At 68.2% G+C, this 19,799-nt stretch carries 23 protein-coding genes; 18 read left to right on the plus strand and 5 right to left on the minus strand.

Annotated elements, in window-relative coordinates; genetic code table 11:
* Positions 1–48 precede the first annotated feature (48 nt).
* The 5 genes from AB0M43_RS36465 (at position 49) to AB0M43_RS36485 (ending at position 4,254) form a co-directional block, all read left to right on the plus strand.
* Positions 49–912 carry a Scr1 family TA system antitoxin-like transcriptional regulator gene (locus tag AB0M43_RS36465; RefSeq protein ID WP_363731691.1) on the plus strand — a complete coding sequence of 288 codons (864 nt, stop codon included), beginning with the start codon at positions 49–51 and terminating at the stop codon, positions 910–912.
* Complete coding sequence (locus tag AB0M43_RS36470; protein WP_363731693.1) at positions 909–1,814, plus strand: hypothetical protein; 906 nt, start codon at positions 909–911, stop codon at positions 1,812–1,814. The genes AB0M43_RS36465 and AB0M43_RS36470 overlap by 4 nt, the downstream gene beginning before the upstream one ends.
* A complete protein-coding gene (locus AB0M43_RS36475; RefSeq protein WP_363731695.1) occupies positions 1,805–2,695 on the plus strand; it encodes a hypothetical protein in 891 nt (296 codons plus the stop codon). Before AB0M43_RS36470 ends, AB0M43_RS36475 begins: the two co-directional genes overlap by 10 nt.
* 171 nt (positions 2,696–2,866) lie before the next feature.
* Positions 2,867–3,388 carry a hypothetical protein gene (locus tag AB0M43_RS36480; protein ID WP_363731697.1) on the plus strand — a complete coding sequence of 174 codons (522 nt, stop codon included), beginning with the start codon at positions 2,867–2,869 and terminating at the stop codon, positions 3,386–3,388.
* Positions 3,385–4,254 (plus strand): hypothetical protein, encoded by an 870-nt coding sequence (locus AB0M43_RS36485; protein WP_363731699.1) that lies wholly within the window; start codon positions 3,385–3,387, stop codon positions 4,252–4,254. The genes AB0M43_RS36480 and AB0M43_RS36485 overlap by 4 nt, the downstream gene beginning before the upstream one ends.
* 192 nt (positions 4,255–4,446) lie before the next feature.
* Here the strand turns inward: AB0M43_RS36485 and AB0M43_RS36490 are convergent, their stop codons facing one another.
* On the minus strand, positions 4,447–5,238 hold the full coding sequence (locus AB0M43_RS36490) for a hypothetical protein (RefSeq protein WP_363731701.1): 792 nt from the start codon (positions 5,236–5,238) through the stop codon (positions 4,447–4,449).
* A 345-nt stretch (positions 5,239–5,583) separates the two neighbouring features.
* Here AB0M43_RS36490 and AB0M43_RS36495 point away from each other — a divergent pair, with 345 nt between their 5' ends.
* On the plus strand, positions 5,584–6,228 hold the full coding sequence (locus AB0M43_RS36495; RefSeq protein WP_363731702.1) for a hypothetical protein: 645 nt from the start codon (positions 5,584–5,586) through the stop codon (positions 6,226–6,228).
* Here AB0M43_RS36495 and AB0M43_RS36500 read toward each other — a convergent pair.
* Entirely contained in the window at positions 6,225–7,325 is a 1,101-nt protein-coding gene (locus AB0M43_RS36500; protein WP_363731704.1) for a hypothetical protein, read from the minus strand. The two genes, AB0M43_RS36495 and AB0M43_RS36500, sit on opposite strands and share 4 nt — an antisense overlap.
* 181 nt (positions 7,326–7,506) lie before the next feature.
* Here AB0M43_RS36500 and AB0M43_RS36505 point away from each other — a divergent pair, with 181 nt between their 5' ends.
* From AB0M43_RS36505 to AB0M43_RS36525, 5 genes are all read left to right on the plus strand, one after another.
* On the plus strand, positions 7,507–8,145 hold the full coding sequence (locus AB0M43_RS36505; protein ID WP_363731706.1) for a hypothetical protein: 639 nt from the start codon (positions 7,507–7,509) through the stop codon (positions 8,143–8,145).
* Positions 8,146–8,183: 38 nt separating this feature from the next.
* Positions 8,184–8,504 (plus strand): hypothetical protein, encoded by a 321-nt coding sequence (locus AB0M43_RS36510; RefSeq protein ID WP_363731708.1) that lies wholly within the window; start codon positions 8,184–8,186, stop codon positions 8,502–8,504.
* A gap of 1,052 nt (positions 8,505–9,556) precedes the next feature.
* The gene (locus AB0M43_RS36515) at positions 9,557–9,793 is read left to right on the plus strand and encodes a hypothetical protein (protein WP_363731710.1); all 237 of its coding nucleotides are present in this window, start codon (positions 9,557–9,559) and stop codon (positions 9,791–9,793) included.
* A 296-nt stretch (positions 9,794–10,089) separates the two neighbouring features.
* Positions 10,090–10,605, plus strand: coding sequence for a sigma-70 family RNA polymerase sigma factor (locus AB0M43_RS36520; protein ID WP_363731712.1), 516 nt, complete (start codon positions 10,090–10,092; stop codon positions 10,603–10,605).
* A 2-nt stretch (positions 10,606–10,607) separates the two neighbouring features.
* Positions 10,608–10,784 carry a hypothetical protein gene (locus AB0M43_RS36525; protein ID WP_363731715.1) on the plus strand — a complete coding sequence of 59 codons (177 nt, stop codon included), beginning with the start codon at positions 10,608–10,610 and terminating at the stop codon, positions 10,782–10,784.
* A 103-nt stretch (positions 10,785–10,887) separates the two neighbouring features.
* On the opposite strand, the gene AB0M43_RS36530 is transcribed toward AB0M43_RS36525, so the two are convergent.
* Positions 10,888–11,145: a pentapeptide repeat-containing protein gene (locus AB0M43_RS36530; protein ID WP_363731717.1), complete on the minus strand. Its 258-nt coding sequence runs from the start codon at positions 11,143–11,145 to the stop codon at positions 10,888–10,890.
* Positions 11,146–12,047: 902 nt separating this feature from the next.
* Here AB0M43_RS36530 and AB0M43_RS36535 point away from each other — a divergent pair.
* Complete coding sequence (locus AB0M43_RS36535; protein WP_363731719.1) at positions 12,048–12,275, plus strand: hypothetical protein; 228 nt, start codon at positions 12,048–12,050, stop codon at positions 12,273–12,275.
* A gap of 135 nt (positions 12,276–12,410) precedes the next feature.
* Here AB0M43_RS36535 and AB0M43_RS36540 read toward each other — a convergent pair whose 3' ends face one another.
* The gene (locus AB0M43_RS36540) at positions 12,411–13,142 is read right to left on the minus strand and encodes a hypothetical protein (protein WP_363731722.1); all 732 of its coding nucleotides are present in this window, start codon (positions 13,140–13,142) and stop codon (positions 12,411–12,413) included.
* Positions 13,143–13,502: 360 nt separating this feature from the next.
* On the opposite strand from AB0M43_RS36540, the gene AB0M43_RS36545 reads away from it, so the two are divergent.
* Positions 13,503–14,522, plus strand: a complete 1,020-nt coding sequence (locus tag AB0M43_RS36545) for an NAD-dependent epimerase/dehydratase family protein (RefSeq protein WP_363731724.1) — start codon at positions 13,503–13,505, stop codon at positions 14,520–14,522.
* On the opposite strand, the gene AB0M43_RS36550 is transcribed toward AB0M43_RS36545, so the two are convergent.
* Complete coding sequence (locus AB0M43_RS36550; protein ID WP_363731727.1) at positions 14,505–15,590, minus strand: hypothetical protein; 1,086 nt, start codon at positions 15,588–15,590, stop codon at positions 14,505–14,507. The two genes, AB0M43_RS36545 and AB0M43_RS36550, sit on opposite strands and share 18 nt — an antisense overlap.
* A gap of 799 nt (positions 15,591–16,389) precedes the next feature.
* On the opposite strand from AB0M43_RS36550, the gene AB0M43_RS36555 reads away from it, so the two are divergent.
* The 5 genes from AB0M43_RS36555 (at position 16,390) to AB0M43_RS36575 (ending at position 19,764) form a co-directional block, all read left to right on the plus strand.
* Complete coding sequence (locus AB0M43_RS36555; protein ID WP_363731730.1) at positions 16,390–16,776, plus strand: hypothetical protein; 387 nt, start codon at positions 16,390–16,392, stop codon at positions 16,774–16,776.
* Complete coding sequence (locus tag AB0M43_RS36560) at positions 16,761–17,060, plus strand: hypothetical protein (protein WP_363731733.1); 300 nt, start codon at positions 16,761–16,763, stop codon at positions 17,058–17,060. The genes AB0M43_RS36555 and AB0M43_RS36560 overlap by 16 nt, the downstream gene beginning before the upstream one ends.
* 590 nt (positions 17,061–17,650) lie before the next feature.
* Positions 17,651–17,794, plus strand: coding sequence for a hypothetical protein (locus AB0M43_RS36565; RefSeq protein ID WP_363731735.1), 144 nt, complete (start codon positions 17,651–17,653; stop codon positions 17,792–17,794).
* 442 nt (positions 17,795–18,236) lie between these two features.
* Positions 18,237–19,505 carry a methyltransferase, FxLD system gene (gene fxlM, locus AB0M43_RS36570; protein WP_363731738.1) on the plus strand — a complete coding sequence of 423 codons (1,269 nt, stop codon included), beginning with the start codon at positions 18,237–18,239 and terminating at the stop codon, positions 19,503–19,505.
* A 70-nt stretch (positions 19,506–19,575) separates the two neighbouring features.
* On the plus strand, positions 19,576–19,764 hold the full coding sequence (locus AB0M43_RS36575) for an FxLD family lanthipeptide (protein WP_363731740.1): 189 nt from the start codon (positions 19,576–19,578) through the stop codon (positions 19,762–19,764).
* Positions 19,765–19,799: the final 35 nt, after the last annotated feature.

Below are 19,799 nucleotides of genomic sequence, written 5' to 3' on the forward strand. Positions count from 1 at the left end.
CGTGCTCCTGTCCGCCGCAGAATCGCAGCTCCGGACGGGTGAGGGCCAATGACCATCGACCTGATGGGCCTTGACCCCGAAGCCCGGATGAGGCGGGTGCTGGCCCTACTCATCGCCGGCCGCGTTGCGCTGGGCCTCACCCAGGCGCAGGTCGCGGCCATGTTGCGCTGGTCGCTGTCGAAGGTGCTGCGCATCGAGAAAGGCAAGGTCGGCCTGTCCTACACCGACGCCCAAGCCCTGGCGGACCTCTATCGCCTCGATGAGGCGGTCCGGGTGCAGATCCTCGCCGTCGTCGGCGCGCACCACCCGACCGTCGGCCTGGTGCACGACTACCGGGATCTGCTCACCACGACCGACCGTGCGGTCATCTCCCTGGAACAGTCCGCGACCCGCGTCCGCTACTGGGGCTTGTCAGCGATCCCACCGCTGCTGCAGACCCGCGACTACGCGGCCGTCTACCACCACCGTCCCGATCCGATCGCCGTCGAACGGCTCCTGGACCTCCTGGCGCTGCGCCAACAGGCCATGTTCGCCACCGGCCGCCGGACCCGCCTCGAGGTGCTGCTGGAGGAGGCCGCCCTCTGCATCGCCACCGGCGCCGGCCGGCTGACGCAACTGCACCACCTCCTGCACGCCCACGGCACCGCCGGTCTGACCGTGCGGTACGTGCCTCTCACGGCGGGCCCGCATCGGGGCTGGCTGGGCGGCCTGACGCTCTATGACGTGCCGGGCGAGCCGACCACCGTGCACCAGCTCAACGCCCTCGGCGGAGACCTGGACACCTCCCCGGCCGAGGCGCAACGGGCCGGTGCCCTGTTCGACCAGCTCCGCGACTTGTCCGTCCCCTTGCGCGACTTCCAACCGTCCGGCCACACAGGCCGGGCGCCCCTGCAAACGATCGGAGCAGCATGAGCACCCCGCCCGACACCGCCTCCGCCGACGCCACCGAGGTTCCGGCCCCCACGAGTCGACCCGCCCGGACGCGGTGGTGGCCTCTGCCGGCCGCCGTCCTGGCGCTCGTGCTGGTGGGAGGTGGTGGTCTGGCCGTCTGGGCCGCCACGGCTCCGGCACGCCGCCCGGCGGTTGCGGTGCCGGTGCTGCCGGCCCCGGCCGAGCAAGGCCCGTGGGCCCAGGCCGGCGTGACCGGAATGACCGTGACCGTGTCGGGCACGGTCGTGGAACTGCGAGTGGTGCAGTCGGAGTCCATGGCCGACCCGGCGCAGGTCGAGCAGACCATGCGCCGGATGGCCAAGATCGCATGGCGTTCCTACGCCGGCCCTATGCAGCGCCTGGCGATCACCGCCACGACCCCCAGCCCGCCGCGTGAGCACACCGCGTTCTACGCCGACGCCGACCTCTCCCACACCTTCGGGCCCCGCCCCGCCGACCTGGACCAGGGCGTGCCTCGCCCTACCCCGTCGTGGAAGGACCCGAAGCCGGCTCCCGGCGCGCCGGTGAACGCGACCGAGGCGCGCAAGGTCCTCGACGATCTGTTCGCAGCCACGCTCACCGCCCCGCAGGGACATCCCCGACCCCAGCCGGCGCAAAAGGGCGAGGACTGCGACATGCCGGGCGGGCGGCGAATGGTCAGCGTGCGCGTCGACCTCGATCCCGACGCCTCCGCCGAGGCGCAACTGGTGGCCCTCGTCGACCTGTGGACAGCGCGGGGCATGGACGTGTTCCCGGACCTGGACTTCGGCCACGACAGCGTCCAGGCCCGCATCCTGACCCCCGCGGGCGCTGTGCTCGGCAACATCTCCGCCCGGGCCCAGGGCAGCTGGCTGTCGGTGACGGTGGACAGCCCATGCCTGTGACCCGCACGTCCACCCCCGGCCGTACATACGCCGGGCAGACGGTGATCGAGCTGAGCCGCCCGACCCGCCCGTGGCGGTGGATCGCCGCAGCGGCGGCCGGAGTGATCGCGCTCGTGATCACCGTAGCGGCGTTCACCACCGACAGCCGCGACCCCGTGCCGGCGGGCAGCAGCTGGCAGACGGCCGGCGTCGCCCACCTGGAACTGTCCGGCGGCGAGGACCTGCTGGTCGACGCCGACACCCACACCGACCTGAACACCCTCGCTCTCGCCGACGCGTACGTGTTGCGCCTGGCCCGCATCGCCTGGCGCACCGTCCCCGGGCGCCTGTCCTCGGTCACCGTCACCGTCACCAGCCTCGAGAAGCCAGCAGGGAACGCCACCCGCAGGTTCGCCGCGCTGGAACTGCTGCTGCGGGTCGGCCCGCGTCCGGCGGGCATGGACTCCCCGTCCGCGCCCGGCCCGAGCCCAACCACCACCGCACGCCCCGCACCCACCGCCCCGGTCGGTGACCCGTCGCAAATGCAGGTGTGGTGGTCAGACGTCACGGCGCGCACCGTCGTCTACTTCGGCCAAACCACACCGGCGAGCGTCGTGCCCGGCTGCCAGGCGGGCGGGCAGCCGGTGACGGTGCCGGTCGCGGTGAACGGGACGGCCGAGTCGTGGCTGCCATGGCTGGCGGCGTACTGGCAGGCCCTGGGCATGGCCACCGACACCCGCGACCTCGACGCCGGAGCCGCCCAGGTCTCCGCCACCGTCTCCGGCCGCGCCGACCTCGGAAAGATCACCGCCCGCTCGTCGGGTGACGACCACGGCGAGCAGTGGATCTGGCTCGACGTCACCACCTGCCCGCCTGCCCCATCGGCGAGGCCGGCTTCGTGAGGCCGACGGCGTACCGGCTGATCCGGCCACGGCTGGCGCACCGCCACCGGTCGGCCCCGGCACGCGCCCAACATCCGAACCCCTGAACAAGGAGCACCACCCCGTGACCCCCGCACCCCACCCCCGCACACACCGGCCCCACCCGAGCCCGCGCGTCGTCGGGGGCTGGCGATGACACCGTGGAAGCTGGCCGCCGTGGCAGGCGGTCTCCTGGCCGTTATCGCGCTCTGGAAGGTCTTCGGTTCCGCCCGAGGGGACTACAAGATCGCCAAGGCGGCGGCCCAGCACCGCCGAAAGGTCCTGCACCTGGTCGTGTTCGCCCTCGTCGCGGTCCTGGTCGTACCCGCCGGCGTCGCGGCCATACCCCTGTTCGACCGCGGCGCGCCGTCCCCGGACCTCATGGTCGTCGACGCGACCGTTCCGCCGCGCGTCTGCGACAAGACCAACACCGGCGGGCTGGAGCTGCGGCGCACGTCGGCGACGACGGTGACCTGGACCTACACCACCGGCGGGCGGGAGGAGTCCACCGGGCGCGTGGACCTGACCATCCTCGTCAACCGCCGCCGGGCAGCCAAGGCCACGACCACGAACGGCACCCTGGACACCGTGCCTCCCGGCCCGGTGACCGTCACCGTCGAAGGGTTCCGCGCGGGCGACCGCGTGCACGCCACCTGCACGGTCCCACCAGCATGACCAACCCACCGGGCAGCGCGACGCCGGCCCCGCGCGGGAAGGAGCCCGCGGTGTCGGTGCTGGCCTCCATCGACGTGGTGTCCCTGTCCCTTCCTGCCGGTGACAGTGCGGCGGTGCTGACCCGCGGACGTGAGGGCGCGGTGTTCGGCACCCACGAGGCTGGCGGCGGGTGGTGGTGGGCACCCGGCCACGACGACCCGGCCCGTCACCTGGGGTGGACGGTGAGCCTGGCCCGCATTCCGGGAGCAGTCGCCGCGGTGTCCGTTGCCGCGCCAACGCGCCTGAGCGATGTCGCCGGGGCGGCGGGGTTCGCCCGACGGTTGGCGGGCTCCCGCCCCGGTGGCGCGGTCCTGGCCGCCGGCCCGGTCCTCGCCCTGTGCCGTCCCGAGCCGCCCGTCGGCTGGCTGCGGATCCCACACCTGATCACCGATCGCACCGGTGACGTGCGGGTCGTGTGGGAGGTCGTGGCGGAAGTCGCGGCGGAGCGCGTGCTGGGACACCCTGTGGGCGACGACAGCGTCCGCGCGCAGGTGGAGGAAGCCCTGCCGGCACTCGCGGACCTGCGGACGGCGATGGGTGCTGGACCCGAGGCCGTGCCCGATGGTCCTTTCGTCGAGCATCTGGCCGCGTGGGCGCTGGCCGCGCAGCCCCTCGATGTGGGCCTCGTGTACCGGTACTGGCCGCCCCTGTACGCGCACCTCGCCGCCGCGCGGACCCGACCGGCACCGGCGGCCCGCCCAGGCCACGCGCGCGGGCAGGACCGGGCTCGGCTCATGCGCCGCCGGGTCCTCGTACCAACTGGCCCCAGTCGCACCGGCCGCCTCGCACGGTCTGCCGGACGGAAACCTGAACCAGAGCCGACGTGACCAGGTCTCACCCGGACCGCCTTCGGCCGCACCGGCCGGCCGACACGCACCGTCTTGCCCCTTCAATGAGCCGCCCACTTGACCAGGACGACAGGCGCGACCCCGACACGGTAGTCCGGATCTGCTTGACATCTCACAGGTCGCAGCCAGAGGACAAGATCAGTCGGACCCAAACAGCTCGGGTCTCAGACATCAGGCGTCGGGCCAGTGGTAGGCGAGGGTGACGGTGCGGCGCACGCCCTGCTCGATGAGGACCTGACCTCGGTGGTTGCCGTTGCCGAACCCGCCGTCCTCGTCAATCACCAGACCATCCGCCGCGTTCAGCAAGGTGCCGACCGCTTCCAGCAGCCAGCCGTCGACCCCGGTGGCCCGTGCGGACGTCATGGCGTGGTGGTGTACCTCGTCGAACGGCACGCTGGCAGCCTGGGCTTCGTGTAGGAGACGTATCGCGGTCCTGCTCGCGGCGTTCCAGTCCCCGCCGTGGTACCAGCAGCAGGACCGGGCCCGCCGGTCGGCGACCGCCTGCCGACGCAGTCGGCCCCACAGGCCGAGGTCGCACACTGGCAGGCAACCTGGCTCGCGGAACGGCTGCGGGCGGGGAAGCGTCAGCACCCAAGAGACCCGATACACCAGCTCGGGCTCCGCCGGGCGGGGCAGAGGTGCGGCCCCGGGCCCCCGGTCGCCGTCGACGTGCTGGCCGACCAGCTCGGCCAGCACTTCCGGCGCCAACCCTCTCCAACCCGGAGAACGCAGCTTGTGCTCGACCGGGTCGACCTCGCCGAAGCGGACCAGTCTGAAGTTCAGCGGGCCATCGGACAGGAACTGCCGCTCGATCCACAGCGGCGGCTCGTCGGAATCGGAGAAGTGGGTCTTCCACACCGCCGCGCAGAACGCCTCCGCGCCGTTGATCAGCGACTTGCCCTCACGGTTGGACTGGGTGGCCACTGCTACGGGCCGCAGCCCCGGCGCGGTGAACAACTGCAAGCGAAACGATGACGGCTCAAACTCGCCGACCAGGAACCGTGCGTCATCCACGGTGCGCCGCCGGGCACCGGCATGCTCCTCCAGGAGCCGAGCGACATCGGAAGGAAGCTTTCGTTCTTGTCCCATTCGATGAAGATAGGTTCATCTGGTGCTTTGAGTCGAGTTCGTCCCCAGAGTGTTCCGTTCCAGTGGAGGGCGGGCCCGTCATTACCAAGCGTGGTCGCATGGGGATGGTGTGGTCACATTGGAGTGATGGCGTGTCAGCAAGGCGCGCGAGATCGTCACTGATCGCCTACGCTGCGATGAGTCGTCCCGTTCCGTCGCGACAACCGTCGATGAGGTCCTGTGTCTCTTGAGCTCGCCGCAGCTACCGATCTACTCGACGGCCAGGGATACAACGCGGTTACGCTGATCGGTACGGGGATCGCTTTGGTCGTGGCGGTGATCAGCGCCGTGTACGCGCGCCTGGCGACCTTGCCACCTCCGCGGAGGCTGACGATCACCTTGTACACCTCCGTCGAGATGAACAGTGGAAGCAAGGCCGGCGGATCCACCCGGCGGCCGGCGGTGCGGTACAGGACGCGCATCCAGGTGGCCAACGACGGAAAGCACGCTGTCACCAGCGCGCACTTCGACCAGGCGCGCCCCGTGCTCTTGGAGCTGGGCGTTCCCGTGGATAAGGATCTCGACGTCTGGCCTATGAACCAGCAGGGTGCGACGCCGGTTTGTGCTCCGGTGCGAACAGACGTTCAGCTGGGGCCGGACCTGATCCTGCCTCGATCGAGGTTTGTCATCGTGGCCAAGACCAGGAGTGAGCCGACCAAGGTCGGAGTTTCGGCACCGCTGGCCGATACCACCGTGCGGCTGAGGTACGAGCCGTACCCGGATCCGCCGTTGCCACCCCGGCGCGGAGCGCTCGCCGTGGCGGCGCTTGGGACACTGGTTCTGGTCTCGGCGGCTTTCGTGCTCGGTGTGGTCATCTCACACTAGGTGGCTGAGCCGTCCAGGCTGGTCGATGTCATGCCCGACGATGCCAAGGCTCGTCGCTCGGCGGCAGCATTGCGAAACGACTCCAGGTAGACCGCGAGTTCGTTGGCGGCTTTGATCGCGTCCTGGAGTTCGGCGATTGAGAAAATCCTTCCCGCATGCACGATCTTGTTACGCGTCGTGAAGAGCCGCTCGACGCGCTTCCACAGCCCAGGGCTGTCGTCCTTGAGACACGCACCGGTGATCAGCTTGAATGGTTTGTTCAGTAGGCCGCTGATTGCCATGCTGAAGTCACGCGGGCTCTCGAACAGCAGCTCTACCAGTCCGGCTTGGTCGGGCTTCGCGACTTCACGCAGCGTCGCTTTGATTCGAAGTTCACTCGCCATGGCTGCCAGAAGTACTGCGTGTCGCAGGGTTTCGGCCGATCCGAACATCGCGAGGTTTCGCGCGTCGGCCAGGATTCGGTCCTCGATGGCGGGGGACTCGTCGGCGGCCACTGCGGCGGCGGCCAGGTCGAGCTGCAGGTGATCGACGGCCTCGTCAGACGCGCCGACGATGATCGGCCGGAGGGTCGCGTTGCCGAGGATATGGCGGCGCGCGGGGCTGTCGTCATAGATCTCCGGGCCATTGAGCAGGTCGGGCGCCTGCATCGAAAGGCCCAGCCAGAACTGACCTCTCGCCCTCAGATGGTCCAGGAGCTTCGCGAGACCTTGGTTGGCGAGGTACTCGGCCACCTTGCCGATCTCGGTGGCGCGCGCAATCGTTTGCTCAGTTGGCGGGCTATCGGGCTCAAGCATCAGCGATTCGGCGAAGGTGACCTCGACGCGGACGATCTCGACCTCTGCGGCGACCAGACCGCCCTCGATGACTACCTGCCGGCCCCGTAGAGCCCAGTGGCCATCCAGGGACTCGCAGAAGGATTGGTCGTGCTCAGGAAGCTGGACGACTACCTCAGGATCAGCTCCGACCGGGGAGAGCGTGAGTGCGCGTCCGAGCGCGCCAGCCTTGACCCACATTCCGGCGCACGCGAACTCCATCACACAGAGGACCATGACCGCAGTGTCCTCCGGTATGACGATGACCGCCAACGCGATCTTCACCGCGACGCGCTGACGCGCGCCGAAGGTGTCAGGCGGCGCAGCTCGGCGATGCTAGACATTGGCCAATGCCGAAGCCCGTGACTTGCCTCTAGGAATCCGGGGCAGACGTGTGCTGGTCGGCAGCGGTGCCAGAAGCTTCCGTCGTGACGGACGGTGCACCCAGCCGGGTAACATGTTCCGCATGACCCCGACGCTGCCACCCGGACGAATAGTCTGGAACTCAGTCAGCTCGGGCAAGACCATGACCATGGCTCATGTGTTGGATCTTCAACCTATCACCGTGGAGCTGCACGTCGCGCCCAGCGATGCGTTGATGGTCGACGATGTAGAACCCAGTCTTCACTCCCCCGTTCACCGTCTGGGTTTGTTCGGGCTCGGCTTCAGCACGAGGTCCTTCAGTCGGGATCCGTTGTGGACTGCCGGGATATCGGCCTACCCCATCAACGGCCGCGACTCCTGGTTCCGGGCCCGGCTTCTTGACTTACCCGGTGTCAGTGCGGAGTACGCCCTTCCCGAGGAGCTTCGTCAGAATCGAAGCCTCGCGCATCGGGTGACGGTCGATGCGAGCGTCTTCTACGAACGCTTCCGGCTCTCGGCCTACGTAGACCGGCTGACCCGAGCTCTGGGCTCACTGCAAGAGGGACTGCGCTTCTTCAATGTCTTTTCTCTTCCGCAGTATCTGTTCAGTCCGCCCGAAGCTCCCGAGCCGGCTGAACCCCCGGGCCGCGCTTGTGTGATCTCTAGGCGTCCGCCCCGCGCACCGGGTCCACTGCTGGGCTCCTTGTCCAGCGGCTTCGTCGTGGCCTCGCCCGCCTACTAGTACGGCCGCCGCTCCACGATCCATTGATCGGAGTGGTAGTGAACTACCTTCTGCCCATCGTGGCCTTGGGGCTTATCTTCCTCACGGCCCTGGGCATCGTCGCCTGGTGCTATGCGAAGACGCTGGAGCGCGCTCCGTCCATCATCAATGCCAACGCCCAGCGGGAGGCCGTCGCGCTGGCAAAGCCGCTCACGGTCGCTACCGGTCTGTCCGTCGCCCAGGGGCGAACGGAGGTCACGCCGGAGTTGTGTGAGGTCATGAAGGGCGAGGACACGCCGGCCGTACCGGCGTCCCCGGAAGTAGTCGATGTGGGCCAGCCGCCGAAGCTCGGCATTAACCTGCCCGCGGCTCTCCAGTAGCAGGCCACAGCGACGCCCCGGCTTACGGCCGGGGCCGGCCTGGACGTCCGGTTTCCCGTGGACGCGAAGCCTTCAGCCACTGGCCGATAATGGCCAGGACGAGTTCAGCTCAATCCGTAAGACTCACTGTGCCGCTGGTGTCGCAGGCGGAGCTGCGCGACGGCGCCTGGTGCGAAGCGGAGGGTGACTTCAAGGCTGTGGCCGCCGTGGCCGGCACAGATAACTGGACTAGTCGGGCGTGGCGACTAGGGACAGTGGCATCCATCGATGGTATGGCGTAGGAGGCATCGGCAGGCGGCGATGTATGGAGTTGTTGCCACGAAGATCGGCCCCGTGGTATTTCCGTGGGACGAGGGGATGTACTTCGTTGACATTGGGTGGCATTGCTTAGTCCTCCCCGGCACTGGGCTCTCGGGTGGTAACTGGACCTGGGATGCGCAATTGACAGGGAACGGCAGTGTTCGACAGGTTGTGGCCGTGGATATCCGTACGCACCTCGATAGGGCATATAACTACGGATCAGAAGGTTAGGGGTTCGAGTCCCTTCGGGCGCACATAGTTTGACCTGGGCTCCTTCCTCCGTTCGGAGGATAGGGGCCCAGGTCATTTTTGGCCTCAGTCCTCGGTTGCCACCCCACGGTTCCCCACGTAACCCCACGGGTAACCGCTACACCCGAGCAACAACGGAGCAACACGGAGCCGCGTTTCACGCGGGCGAGACGGGTCGAGCGGCGGGTCGAGTCAGATAGTTCAGGCGCGTGGATGACGAGCATGGGCTGCCAGGGGAGACTCGCCCACTCCGGCCGGCGTGCCCCGGGGCGATGACGAGTCAGGGCAGTGCGGGCCGCGCTGCGCGTAGCGCTTCCCCCGGGGCTAGGACTAGCAGATATCCGGGGGCCTCAGAACTCGGTCCTTGACGACCACGACCGTCGGGGTGTCGTGACTCGGGGGCATGGCGTCACAGAGCGGCGCGGCCCAGGTTGCACGTGGGGGCGGTCGAACTCTATCTGTTGCCGCCAGCCGGACGCGCCGGGCGGCAGAGGGAGAGCACGGTGGCCCAGCACAACGGGAAGTTCTCGGCGAAAGTCGTACGCGAGGAGAAGGCCCGTCGGCCGGCCGCGCCGCGGCGGGTGGACAACGCCGACAAGCTGGTGATGGTGGCCAACGTGGGCGTGCTGGGCATGCCGTTGGCGTACACGACGTCGGGGTCGGTGCTGATCACGTTGGTGGCCGCCGGGTTGGCGATATCGGTCGTGCTTGCCTATCTGTGGAGTCAGCGGCACCGTTGAAAATAAGTTCGAGCGGGCGTTGCACACGACGCCTGCTCGGACGATCTACTAGCGAACAACAACCGCGAGGAGCCGGTCCGGGCGCGAGAGGGTAACCCTCTCGACCGCCTGGGCCGGTTGCTCGGGGCTGTTGAGCCCCAGGGGGCGGCATTGGGTCGCCCGCCATCGCAGGGAACGGTCTGGATCCGGCTGGAGGCCGGCTCTGGGCCCATACAGAAGGAGAAATCCCATGAAACCCACTACCTCTATGGCACCGCCAGGCGCATGGGCCTCGGCGGGGAAGAACGGGAGATCAAATGTCCGAGCAGGATGTCATCCAGGACAGCGGCCAGGAGTTCGATAAGTTTGCGTCCGAGAACTTCATCCCGGTCACGTGGTCGCTGGTAGCGCAGGGCGCGACGCCCGAGCAGGCGGCCGACGTCGTCCAGGAAGCGATGGTCGAGACGTGGTGCAAGTGGCCGCACTCTTCGCCGCATGCCTTCGTCAGGCTCGTCGCGAAGCGCAAGCTGATCGACATCTGGCGCAAGTCGAAGACCGAGCGCGACAAGCATGGCCGCCTGGCGGCCTTGCCCGACCGCCAGGTGCCGCCAGCCGACGAGCAGGTGGTGTTCGACACCGAGGTGCACCAGCTCCTCGATTTGATCGCCCAGTTGCCCCAGCAGCAGCGGCTGGTCATCATTCTCAAGATCGAAGACAGGTCGCTGGAGGAGATCGCCGAGCTCACGGGCCAGAAGCTCTCCACCGTGCGGTCCAACCTGCGCCACGCTCGCAACAAGCTGAAGCAGATGATCCGGGCCCGGAAGGAGGAATGATCATGGACAACGACGAGAACTTCGAACTCGACCAGCTGCTGGCGAGGGTGCGTGAGTCCGCGTTCAGGTCTCTGGCCGAGGTCATTGACGTTGAACAGCGACTGAACGCCATCCGCCAGGCCTGCGCAGCACAAGAAGCAGGCACGGTATCCACGAAGACGTCGCCGACATCTTCATAGCCCCAACCACGACCGAGGGGCCCCGCCTAGCCACGGTGGGCCCCTCGGTCGTGACGGGCACGGCACGACGGTCCGCACCATGACGCCCGGGCACGGCGCAGGGTCAGCAAGCGATGCCGGTTTCTTGAAGGATGCGGGGTTCAACGGTGAGTCCTTTGAGGTCGTTGCAGTTGACGGTGGCTCCGAGGAGGGCGGCGCGGGGGCCGGTGAGGGTGAAGTACTTGAAGTTGACGTCGGTGAAGTCGGTGCCGTTGAGGGTCGCGCCGGCCAGGCGTGCGTCGTAGGGGTTCGTGTCGATCAGCTTCGCGTCGGTGAGGTCGGCGAGGCCGAGTAGGGAGCTGGCGAGGTCGATGTGGGACATCTGCGCGTTGCGGACTTTCGCGCCGCGCAGGTCGGTCCGGATGACGTCGAGCCGGTGGGGGGCTGCCGTGACTGGGGGTAGAGCAGAGCGTCGCAGGCGGCCTGGACGTCGGCAGGGGCGGTGTCGCGGATGGGCTCGGGGTCGTGCATGGGTGGTGAGCGCAGGCGCAGGAACGTCGCGAGGGCGTCCATGATCTGCGCGTAATCGGCTGGGTTGGTGCGCAGGTGCTTGTTGAGCACGACGGCCGCAGTGCTCTGCCGCCGGATGTGCTCGTCGTCGGTGCCGTGAGCGGCCAGGGTGTTCAACGCCTCCTGGACGGTGACGGGCCGCACGGTGGGCGGGGTTGCGGCCCCTTCCGTGATGTGGACCGGCGGGGTCGGGGAGGGGCCGACGAGGCCCTGGCTCACCCCCGCCGGGCACGTGGCCATCGCGCCGGAGGGGCCGGGGTTCGGTACCGGGGCGGCTCCGGGCTTGCCCGCCTTGAGGTTCTTGCCGGCTGTCAGATCCCCGCTGTCTGGTCGAAGACGTGCTCGTCGTTCGCTGGCACGGCCCAGTGTCGTACCGGGGACTTAAGGTACCTGAATGGAAGACAGCAACCTTCGGAACCGGCGGCTGTACAGCAACGCTCTCAGCAGGGCAGCCTCACTTGCTTCGGACATGCGGGACGGCCCCGATCGCAGGGCCTGGTGGCGCGGTGCTCACCACATCCTGGAAAACCACAGGCCAGATTCAAATGAGCGGTGCATCGACCAGGGGTGCAGCGAGTGGCCGTGCCAGGTCGTTTACGGCGTGATCGCGGATATGAATAGCGGTTCGGCAGGCTGGTGAGGAGGGCTATCACGCGGCAGGGTCGAGCAGGTGCTCCTAATGGAGGCGTCCGGCTCGACAACAAGGAACCCGAGTTGCTGCGGATGCTGCGCCGCAACGCTGCGGTGCTGACCCTCGTGCCCGCGATCGACCGCGACACCGGCGACGACCGCCCGACGATCGACGTCGTGGCCCGGTTACCGGCCGGCTCGGGTCTGCACTCGCTGCCTACCTCGGACTGGCCAACAGGGGCGGCGGTCGTTACCTCCCACGCCCACGAGATCCACGCCGCGCTGCCGGGCTGGAAGGTCATCGAGGTCTAGCCGAGCTGTGCAGCGGTGCTCTCGTCCACCAGCCCGGAGGGGCTGGTGGACGAGTTGACACCTACCGTGCAACAAGGAAGTTGATGCATCCTGGCGGAACGCCTGGGAGTCGATAGCAGACCAGCCTAATTGACGTCAATCTTCAGAGTCCCCGCCCTTGCGGGCGAGGGGTGCGCTGATGAAGGCCAGAAACCGTTTCCCAAGCCCGCTCGTTGATGGTTGCCACAGGCTCGGACCGGTTTGCATAACGTGTAGCCCTCCGTGGCTGGTCAGGCTCGCTGCTCCAAGGTCGCGGTCGAGTAGGTCATACCAGTCGCGGCGGTCGAGGAACTCGGGAAGACCCTTCTCGATTAGGTCGCCTCGACCGCCCATATATATGTCTGGTCGCTCGATACTGGCGCGATCAAATGCAGCGCCCGGATCGTCAAGAAAGGCCAGCAGGCGCAGGTGAGCGGGTGTGAACTGATCGACAAGGCGGAAGAATCTCGCCTGTTCGTCAAGTGTCGGCGCGTCTGGGCCTAGGGTACTGAGGACACCATTGCGGAGAGCCTTGAGCTTCTCTTCAGCATGTGTCGCCTGTGCCGCGCGGGTCGCTGCGACGACCGCGTCGACGAAGCGGTCGTCTTCTGCCAGTTCCTCGAAGGTGAGGGGGGTCGTGCGTTCTTCCTGGAGCTCGCTGACAGCTTCGGCGAGTTCTTCTAGCCAGTCTCGCATCCGGCGGTTGTAGGTCCACCCCATCGCGACAGCGAACGCTACCGCCATCGGGTTTCCCACCACGGGCACCATTCCAACGGCACCCTCAACGATGTACTCAACGACCTCACGACCGGTCGCCTTTTTCGGCGGCTTATCCACATCACCAAACATGACACAGCTCCGCGTGACTTCCAGTCAAGACGTCGCCGCCAGCGGAACAAGATCCTGTAAATCTCCCTAAAGTTCTAATTTGCATCCCTTGGAATCAAGGATGGAGGAACAGCGCCGGGCTGTCGGCGCCGGTCCAGGTGACGCGGTCGATGATCCAGGTGGTGAGGCTGTCGCGGAGAGTCGGATGGGCGGGGACCTCTCGGTAGTGTCCGCCCTTGCCGGACTGGACGGTGATGAGGACCTTGCGCGCGGACGGGCGTACGTCGTCGAGGCCGAGGGCGACGGGCCTCGCCGATGCGCAGGCCGGCGTAGAACGGCAGGCGCGTTCCCTCCGGATGACCGGCCCGGCATGATGGCGTGATGCGGCTTTTGGTGTTGGGTGGCACGTGGTTTCTCGGCAGGACTCTGGCTGAGTCGGCGCTGCTGGATGGTTGGGAGGTCACTTGTTTCAATCGAGGCAGGAGCGGCACGGATGTAGCTGGCGTGCGCTCGATTCGGGGAGACAGGACAGTCGCGGCGGATGTAGCCCGACTGGCTGATGCTGGTCCGTGGGATGTGGTGGTCGACACCTCTGCGTTCGAGCCGGCCGATGTGGCGCTGGTGTCCCGTGCGCTACGGCCCGTCGCTGAACGCTATGTGCTGATCTCCACGGTCTCGGCTTACCAGGGCTGGCCGAACGAGCCGGTCAGCGAGGCTTCTGCGCTGTGGCCGTCACGCGCGGACGTCCGCCCCACGGATCCGGATGTGGTCGCGTTGGAGGAACGCTTTCAGTACGGCGTCCTCAAGGTTGGCTGCGAACTCGCCGCTGAGGCGGCCTTTGGCGAGGATCTGCTGATTTTGCGGCCTGGGGTGGTGCTCGGGCCATATGAGTATGTCGGCCGACTTCCGGCGTTGCTGCGCCGAGCAGTGAGCGGTGGCGCGGTGCTAGCGGCAGGTGATCCAGCCCAGTCGATTCAACCGGTCGATGTCCGTGACCTCTCGGCTTTCATCCTTGCACTTGCCCGTCAAGGGACGGCTGGAGCGTTCAGCGCCGTGGCGCCGCCCGCCGCGACCTATGGCGGCCTGCACCAAGCCTGCATTGACGCCACCGGGTCTGACGCTCGGGTGGTGTTTGTCGATGGCGAATGGTTGGCTGGACAGGGGGTTCGTGAGTGGACCGAGGTGCCCTTGTGGCGCCGGCCGGCCGGAACGTGGGCGGTGGATCACCGCCGCTCCCTCGATGCGGGGTTGGTGTGCCGTCCGCTGGCCCAGACCGTGGCCGAGACCTGGGAGTGGCTGCAACGGGAAGCTCCCGTCCCGCATGAGCGTGCGGCCGAACATGGCCTGGACCGCCGCGACGAAGCAACGCTGCTGGCGGCGTGGTCAGCCAGCGGCCGGTAGCTCCAGGGCTCGCCTGCCCTCGGTGGTGAAGACCTCGATGCGGTCGCGGAGTTGGTCAGCCTGCCCGACATCCCTCCACTGCGCGGCGGACAGCGCGCGGTTGAGGGCCAGCAAGCGCCCCGTTACCGTGGTCCGGCGCTGGTCGGGCGGAATTTCCCATACCGTGGTCAGCTCTGACACGGTCGCGTCGAGTTCCCCGCTGCCAAGCTGAGCCAAGGCGAGATCGATGTGCGCCCGGTGCGGGGTTTCGGTGTTGCTGGCGTCGAGCAGGTCGAGCGCCTGCTGCGTGCGCCGCGCCGCCGGACCGAACTGACCGACCTGGAGCAACGCCGTACCGGCGCAGGCGGCGTGGCGGGCCAGATCCCACCCGAACTCGCCCCCAATCTGCTCGTGCAGCTCCAGCTCGCCTGTGGCCTGTTCCAACGCGAGGTCGGCAGCTTGAAGAGAGCTACCCGTGCGACCGACGTCGCCCAGGTGGGAGAAAGCACGTGACCCGATGGCATGCAACCGGGCGGTCGCAGCGCCCGCCGGCGCGTACACCAGCGCGGCGGCAACATAGTCTGCGGCCCGGCGCGGCTGGTCCATCCAATAGGCGATCAGCGCCTGAGTTCCGCGGGCCCAAGCCCCAAGTTCCGGGTCTTCGATCACCTCGGCGTACACCGTGGCGGCTCGGGCTTGTTCGACAGCTGATGACCAGACCCCGAGATCGAACGACGCCGACGCCATTAACGCGCACAACCTGCCCGCGACCGAGTACAGCTCCCTGGTCTGGTTCGGGCGACGAGTGCGTTCGAGCAGGTCGCACGCCAGTTCCCTGCTACGTCGCGCCTCGATCAGCAGATGCAAAGGTGACGTGGTGCCGTACGCCCGCGCCATCCGATAGACGTCCTCATGAAGCTGCTCGACAGTTTCAGGATGGATACCTCCGCCGGCTGCGGCAGCTCGTTCTGTGGATTCGTTCGCGGCCATAGTGACTACCGCCTCCAAGGGCATTCCGTGGATGAAGTTGGCAGGGACGCCGACTTCAGGAAGCACGGGAGCGTCGGGAGGGCCCAGCAGATCACCCATTGGGTGACCCCACACGAGCTCCGCCACCCGCCGGGAGGCTGCATGTACTTCTCCAACCTGCCCCGCCGCCCATCGAGCTAGCTGCCGTTCCGAGAGCGACGCTTTCTCGCCGGCGGCCTTGGCGGTTCGTTCAAAGTGGGCGCACACCTCAGGCAGCGATCGGTTGCCCTCTTGGATCAGCCGCTCCAGCAGCGTGCGAGGTGACGGTCTGTTCACGCTGTTCTCCCGCCTTCCTCCATCGACGCTAAGTCGCTTAACGACTAACCGCCAGTGCGAACACCATTGGCAGCTGTGATGGCAGGGCAATGGCAGCAGAACGGCGACCCGATGGCAGCGCCAGGGCATGGATGTGACCGTTCCATTACTGGGAGTCTTCTGTCAATGGATTCGCCAGCAATGTCTGGTGTGGCAGCTAGCGCATCCCCGTTTCTGCGCACATCATCGGCGCGATTAGGGAAGGAGAGATCCCGATGCTCGCATACGCGACGGGGCCGGGCGGCCACGGGAGCAATCTTCCGCCGCCGCCACCTCGCCCACCGGCGCCGCCGGTTGCTGGCGAGGCGGACGACGGCGGCGTCTGGGCCGTGGACGCGGTCCTGTCCGAGAGTGCGGGCCGGCTCTCCCGGACGCAGGCACCCATCGGTGTGTGGGGCCTGCGCGCTCCCGGGTGGCCGTTCACGTCGAAGGGCGTGGCGGCCACCCGGTACCCCCTGGCAGTTCTCTCCGTCTCCGGCTGGTCGCCTTCCCCTACTCTCCCCAGGTCGGAAGACGGCCAGCCGGCCCCACGGGCGGAGGCCCGATGATCACCGCCGCGACCCGAGAACTGGTCGTGACCTCTCAGTACCTCGGCGCGCTGTGCACCCGGCAGGTCGGCGGTGACCGGCACCGGATCGTCGGTGTGCACCTGGAGCCGCCCGGCGTGGCCCCTCCGGTGGCGGAATGGCTGGACCACACGGCTGGTGTGACCAGGCTGGTGTGGATTCCGTGGCTGGGCTGGTGCGCCACGGGCGGATCGGCTACCCCGTACACCCAGACCGACATCGACGCGCCCCGCCTGGTCGCGCTGGACGGCCAGGCGCTGCTGAGCCTGCCGACCTCCAATGGTTCGATGCGCCTGGCCGTGGGACGGACTTACGAGTTGCGGCCTGACGGCTTGTGGGGGTGGTCGCTGTGCGCGATGACCTGACCCGTGAGCACCGAGTACGGCCCGGTGTGCCGACCGACGAACTGGCCGACCTGTTGTGGATCTTCACGACCGGGTACGTGCCGGACGCCGACGCGATGATCGTGCGCGAGGCGGACGGGGCCATGCGGATCACCCCGGACCCGGTAGCGCCCGCCGGAACCGAAGCCGTTGTGACCCGCCGGCACCTCGCCGAGATCATGCTCAACACCGGTGCCACCCCCGGCAGGTTGCGGAACGTGCACAACGCCCGTGTGCTGGCCGTCGTCATCTGGTCGATGCGATGACCACGGCGATCGGCAGGGCGAGGGTGCCAGAAGGCCTGACCGTCCCCGGGGACCGGCTGCCCCGCCGGCTAGCCCAGCGACCCGCGACCGCCGCGGTCGAGCAGGATTTGAAGACGCGGCCGAACGGATCGGCCGTGGACTGGGTCGACCCGCCCGCCGAGCGGCCCCGGTACCTGCACCCGGAAGTGGTGTCGGTGCCGCCGGTGTGGGCGGCGTTTCGAGCGGGGCCACACACACGGCTCGACGACCGGGCCTGCCCCGGGTGCGGCCGGCACTTCCTGGTGCAGATCACCCGCCACCGGAGCCAGACATGACCCGCCGGTCGCCCCGTCTGGGTGTGAACGGGTCTCGACGCTGGACGTCCGGCGCCACGGCGATCACGGCAATCGCACTGGCCGCGTCGTGCCGGTTCAGCGACTTCTGGGAACTGATCCAGCAGGCGATCTCGAAACAGAGGGTTCCGGCCGCCGCCCCAACACGCGCGGCCGGCACCGGCCCCGCCCGACGTGAGGCGGGCAGGGCCGGACGGTGGGGTCCGAGCCTGGGACCGCCCGGACCCCACCAACAACGACGAATGGGAAGGGTGCGTGATGTCGAGGAGTCTCCCCAACGACTTGCAGCGACGCTGGCGGGTGGCCCTGGTCGTAGCGTTTCTCGCCACGCTGGTCGTGTGCAGCTCCGGAGTGGTGTACCTGGCGGTCAAGGGCCGGGCCCACGCCGAGGTGCCCCGATGAACGGGCACGCTGCCCGGATCACGGCGGCCATCGCCGTGCTGACGGGCCCCGTGAACCCGCACCGCTCGGCCGGCCGCCCACAACGTCTCGGCGAAACCTGCGAAGACCCTGCGGACCGTGCACCCGGCAGGCGGCAATCCGCGCCTCGAGCGCCGACGTGAAGCGCCGCAACACGCCGGTGCTCACCGAGGAAGACCGGCAGAGGAACGCTCAGATCGCCGTCACCGGACACCTGAGGATCGCGCGGGAATCCGACCGTGCCCGGCACGTAGCTGGTCCCGAGGGCTGGTGCCAGGGTCGCTGGCACAACGGGCTTGTTCGACGCCCTTCTGAGTGTGGAACGCGCTCGCTCTGGGAGTCACTTTCTAAGGCACCGCAAGGACTTTCGACTCGCTAATCGACACGCCCGGCCCCAGCCGAGGCGGTCCCTACACTCCGACGGATGGACACCCAGATGACCTCAAATCCGCTCCGCCTGCACGCCAACGGCACCGCCCCGGACCACCCGACGGCCGACGCGGTCGCCACGCAGCGGGAGATCTTGATCCAGGAGCTGCGCGATCGGCGAATGATCGTCTCGGACGCGGTGGAGGCCGCTTTCCGGACCGTGCCGCGCGAGGCGTTCATGCCTGCCGGGACGGCGCTGAACGTCGCCTACGGCTACGACGAGGCGGTGACCACCGCCTACGACGAGCACGGCCGGGCGGTGTCGTCGGTGTCGGCCGCCTACATCCAGGCGGCGATGCTGGAGCAGGCCATGCTCAAGCCGGGAATGCGGGTACTGGAGGTCGGCTCCGGGGGTCTGAACGCCGCCTACCTCTCAGAGATCGTCGGGCCTGATGGCCGGGTGGTCAGCGTGGACATCGACCCGGCGGTCATCGACCGGGCGACGCGGACGCTGGACGCCGCCGGCTACGCCGGTCGGGCCCGGCTTGTGACTATCGACGCCGAACACGGCGTACCTGACGAGGAGCCCTTCGACGCCATCCTGGTGACGGTCGGCGCGTGGGACATCGCCCCCGCCTGGTTGGACCAGCTCGCAGTCGGCGGAATCATCGTGTTGCCGTTCATCATGAACGGGATCACGCTGACGATCGCGTTCCGCCGCGACGGCGACCGCCTCGTCAGCACCTCGACCGAGGCCGCGGGGTTCGTGCCGATGCGCGGTGACGGTGCCCGCGACGACCGGGTGTTCGACCTCCCCGGCCCCAACGGCCAGATGGTCCACCTGGCGTTCGACGCCATGGCCCCGAAGGACCCGGGTCTGCTCGACGGGGCGCTGGCCACCGACCGTGCCGAGGCGTGGTCGGGAGTCACCGTGGCCAACGGGGAGTCGTTCCTGGGCCTTCATCTGTGGTGGGCCTGGACCCTGGACGGCTTCTGCCGGTTCGTGGCCGACGACGGCACCGATCTGGCCGCCGAGCGCGGTTCCTGGTTCCCGTTCGGTGTGGTCCGCGACGGCGGGTTCGCGTACCTGGTGGTCCGGCCCCGGACCGGCGGCGGCGGGGCGGAGTTCGGCGCGCGGGCCTACGGCCGCGACGGGCAGCAGGCCGCCGACGTGCTGGTCGCCTCCGTCCGGGACTGGGACGCCGCCGGCCGTCCGGCCGATCCGACGTTCACGTACTGGCCGGGAAGCGACCGGTCGGACATCCCCACGGACGCGGTGTCTCTGACCAAGAGGCACGGCGTCCTCACGATCTCCTGGGCCTGAGGGCTGGCCGGTCGGCCCGCCACAGGTTCAGGTGGCCATGAAAACCCCTGATGAAGGAGTGTGAACGACAATGGCACCTCCCACCGCACTGCTCGACCGCCCTGAGGTCGACGCCCTGACCGACGAGGACTTCGTGCTGGACATGCGGGTCATCGAGAGGGCGACCCCGCTGGCGGAGATGATGTGCACCACCGGCGACGGGTGCGGGTCGACCTGCGCCAAGTCGGCCTGCGTGACCGGGTCCTACGACCCCGCCTGATCCCCGAGTAGGTAGGCCGTAGCTAACCTGCGCCG

Origin of the sequence: Longispora sp. NPDC051575 (assembly GCF_040681875.1) — a bacterium.
In the GTDB taxonomy this organism is placed as follows: domain Bacteria; phylum Actinomycetota; class Actinomycetes; order Mycobacteriales; family Micromonosporaceae; genus Longispora.